The 2,871-nt window shown below is 44.2% G+C and carries 3 protein-coding genes; all 3 read right to left on the bottom strand.

Annotated elements, in window-relative coordinates; all coding sequences use genetic code 11:
• Window positions 1-130: 130 nt before the first annotated feature.
• Window positions 131-1,636, bottom strand: coding sequence for a hypothetical protein (locus Q8N22_00695; GenBank protein ID MDP3052460.1), 1,506 nt, complete (start codon window positions 1,634-1,636; stop codon window positions 131-133).
• Between the two features lie 8 nt (window positions 1,637-1,644).
• Complete coding sequence (locus tag Q8N22_00690) at window positions 1,645-2,112, bottom strand: hypothetical protein (GenBank protein ID MDP3052459.1); 468 nt, start codon at window positions 2,110-2,112, stop codon at window positions 1,645-1,647.
• A gap of 2 nt (window positions 2,113-2,114) precedes the next feature.
• A partial coding sequence (locus tag Q8N22_00685; protein ID MDP3052458.1) for a hypothetical protein occupies window positions 2,115-2,871 on the bottom strand: 757 nt, incomplete at its 5' end.

Genomic DNA, 2,871 nt, shown 5'->3' with positions numbered 1-2,871 from the left:
GAATACCTTTGCCTTAGCTCTTTGACCTGTTGATCGGTATCTCTTTTGTGTAATTGTGCCATACTTGTAAACCTCCTTTTTCTTACAAGTATGGCACAAAAAACAGTGCACTTTTAAATTGTAACTCCCTTTAAAAACAGTGCACTTTTAATTTGGAGATGACAGCAGTTATTTTACTAATATTAGTAGTTGCATCGGTAAACCCGTTATTGGCAGTCCAGGCTGAACTAGTGGAAGGATCAGCGCAAATATCAATCGGTGCTGCCCCTGCGGGTAAGGCGTAGTTTGTCGTCGCATAGGTGGAAGTATCTATCTTGGTGACGTTGTCTGAAATATAATTAGCTACCCAAACTGTAGCCGGGCTGGTAGAACTTAAGTAACATATCGCATTCGGCCCGCTGCCTACGGTTATCGGGCTGCCAACTTGCGCCCCGGTAGAAGCATTATACCGAGTTACGGTATTAGAATAATAGTTAGTTACCCAGACTTCTCCGGGCGTTCCCGGCACATAGACCAGCCCATGAGGAGAATCTCTTTCAATAGAAAATCTGTTCTCATCTTCGTAGGTACTAGCGGTCTGACTCAACGGCCCGGAAACCGTAAAAATTGGCACAGAGCGGGTAGGATCAATCGCCGTGCCTAAAGTTATAGAGACAGCTTCTGTTCCACTGGCTACGGAAAGTACACCTGCGCTTTGGCCTTGCACAGAACTTAAAGAATCCGTAAACTCTACTACAAACCAACTTACCTCAATATTCGTCAAAGCCGTATTGTTCTGATATCCGCGGGTAAAAGTAACCGTTGTGGCATTAGTTATCTGGCCACTTACATCCTCGCGTCCTTCAACGCCATTTACACTGGTGTTAGCTTTATAGCTAAATAACAACAAAGCTTTGCCAAGAGTGCCTATCTCCGGAGAAATAGTAGCGGTGCCGGTAAGAGAGTTTATGGCAATTGTCGCTGTCCCGTGCTTTACCGTAGCATCTCTGGTAAACTCTGCCACCTGCCAAACCAAATTAACGCTCTTTAAAACTTCATTAGTCGCATAACGGTCTAAGACTAAAGTATTATTATCCGGAATCGTTACCCTAACGGTAGCCATTTCATCATTAGTCGCAGTAGTCAAAGAGCACCGGGTATTCACCATCGCCACCGCATTATTATAATCCGTCAGGCTCGGGGAAAGTGAAATAGTTTTGGTGGTATATTTGGCGTTAGTATTGCTGCCGGCGGCAAAAGAACTAATCCCTCTGTAAACATTAACTCCGTCTACAAACTCAACTAAATAATAACGCACAGTAACCCCGTAACTAGCTCCATCCCGGGAGATAACCAAATCCGTACTTGAACCAAAATCAGCAGAAAATAAAATATTCTGCCTGGCGTTAGCTGAAGTATTTACATCCGGCTTGGGATAAAGAAACACCAGAGTTTTATTCTTATCTACTGACTGAATTTCAGCGGTCTGCGTAGTCGCCGCAGCATCAAAATAAACCTCGCCGCTCTGCACCCTTTTTATCTGCGCAGCATCTGCATCCGGCAGCCACAAGCCGGCTACTAAAGCTATCAGCACAAAAAATATCAGGCTTTGAAGTTTTATTTTACCAGTCATCTTTCCAGCACAGATCTTTTTCATTCTTTATCCTATTCTACAGTTTCAGTTACCATATTTTCCGCTGGAGCAGGCGGCTCAACCACGGGTTTAGCCGCATTTAATAATCGCAGCACCCTCAAAATCCGCTCCTTAACCCGAATCTCTTTACCTTTCTTAATGACTTTCTCTTTATAATTTACCCAGACTGTATCACCGGGTTTAAGATTTTTGATATTCTTAATCCGCTCCAGGCGCGTATCTTTGGTGATGTTAAAAGTAATTTCATAAGCAGTATTTTCATCCTGGCCATAAATAATCGCAATGAAGTTAGGGCTGACTCCGGCGATCTCACCATCCAGGGTCTTTTCAAGGATTTCTTCTTTAGGCTCATCGGCTTTCACTGTTAGCTCTGGAGCCGGGCTCTTAGGGGTAAATTTTTCTTCCTTGGCAAACCCTGTTCCTCTTAAGCCTAAGATTAAAATCAATACCAGTATAGATTTAAATACTTTGGGAGCCATGGCTATCTTTCCCTCCAATACTCGCCGCTAAATGTAAAATCCTGCACGGCTAAACCTTCTTTACGCAGGCTTAAAACCCCTTTCATTTTACCATCCTGGCTGATATCTGCCCGCCATAAGGCAATTCCTTCAGGAGAAACCTGCATGGTTTCCCAGGTAATTTTTCCGTTCTCTCCTGTTCTTAAAGAATAATTGGAAGTTGTAAACTTCTTTTGGCCTAATTTTACCGAGACAAATTTCTTTTGGGAAAAGGTTAAGGTGTCCGTCTCCTGCGCGCCGCCGGAAGTTGACGCAAGCACAATCTGCCAAGTAGTCCCTTCCAGGATTTCCCGCGGTTTTGGCGCGGAGCGGATAACCGGCTGGCTGGCTGCTATATTTTCTTTTTCCGCAACCCTACCCTCTCCTTTGGAAATAACAGTTTTATTTTCTCTAAGCGCGAACTTAGCCACTAAGGTCAGCCCTAACCCCGCAAGCGCGATAACTAAAACGGTGGTGCCGACTTTTAAACCCGGCCCCTTTGCCGGCTCCTTAGCTTCTTCTTCATCTATCTTTTCCTCTTCCTTATTTATGAATTTAGCCCGGACGCGATTCTTAAATTCCACCCCGCCTAGAACTCCATTTTTCTGCAGGTCATTATGCAGGCCTAAATCCCCGGCCTTAATTATCTCTTGCATAAACTGCTCGTAGTTCGCCTGGCCCAATAAACCCAAAATTATATTTTTCTCTTCTTGCATAAATTCCTGCAAGGGCATCTCCTTA

The sequence above is a fragment of the bacterium genome, assembly GCA_030693325.1.
In the GTDB taxonomy this organism is placed as follows: domain Bacteria; phylum Patescibacteriota; class Minisyncoccia; order UBA6257; family MFKM01; genus MFKM01.
This window is presented reverse-complemented; position numbering and strand designations above follow the sequence as displayed.

What these genes read in the sequence shown, in the direction of transcription:
- Q8N22_00695 (MDP3052460.1), bottom strand. Translation starts at nt 1,636, where the DNA reads ATGAAAAAGATCTGTGCTGGAAAGATGACTGGTAAAATAAAACTTCAA.
- Q8N22_00690 (MDP3052459.1), bottom strand. Translation starts at nt 2,112, where the DNA reads ATGGCTCCCAAAGTATTTAAATCTATACTGGTATTGATTTTAATCTTA.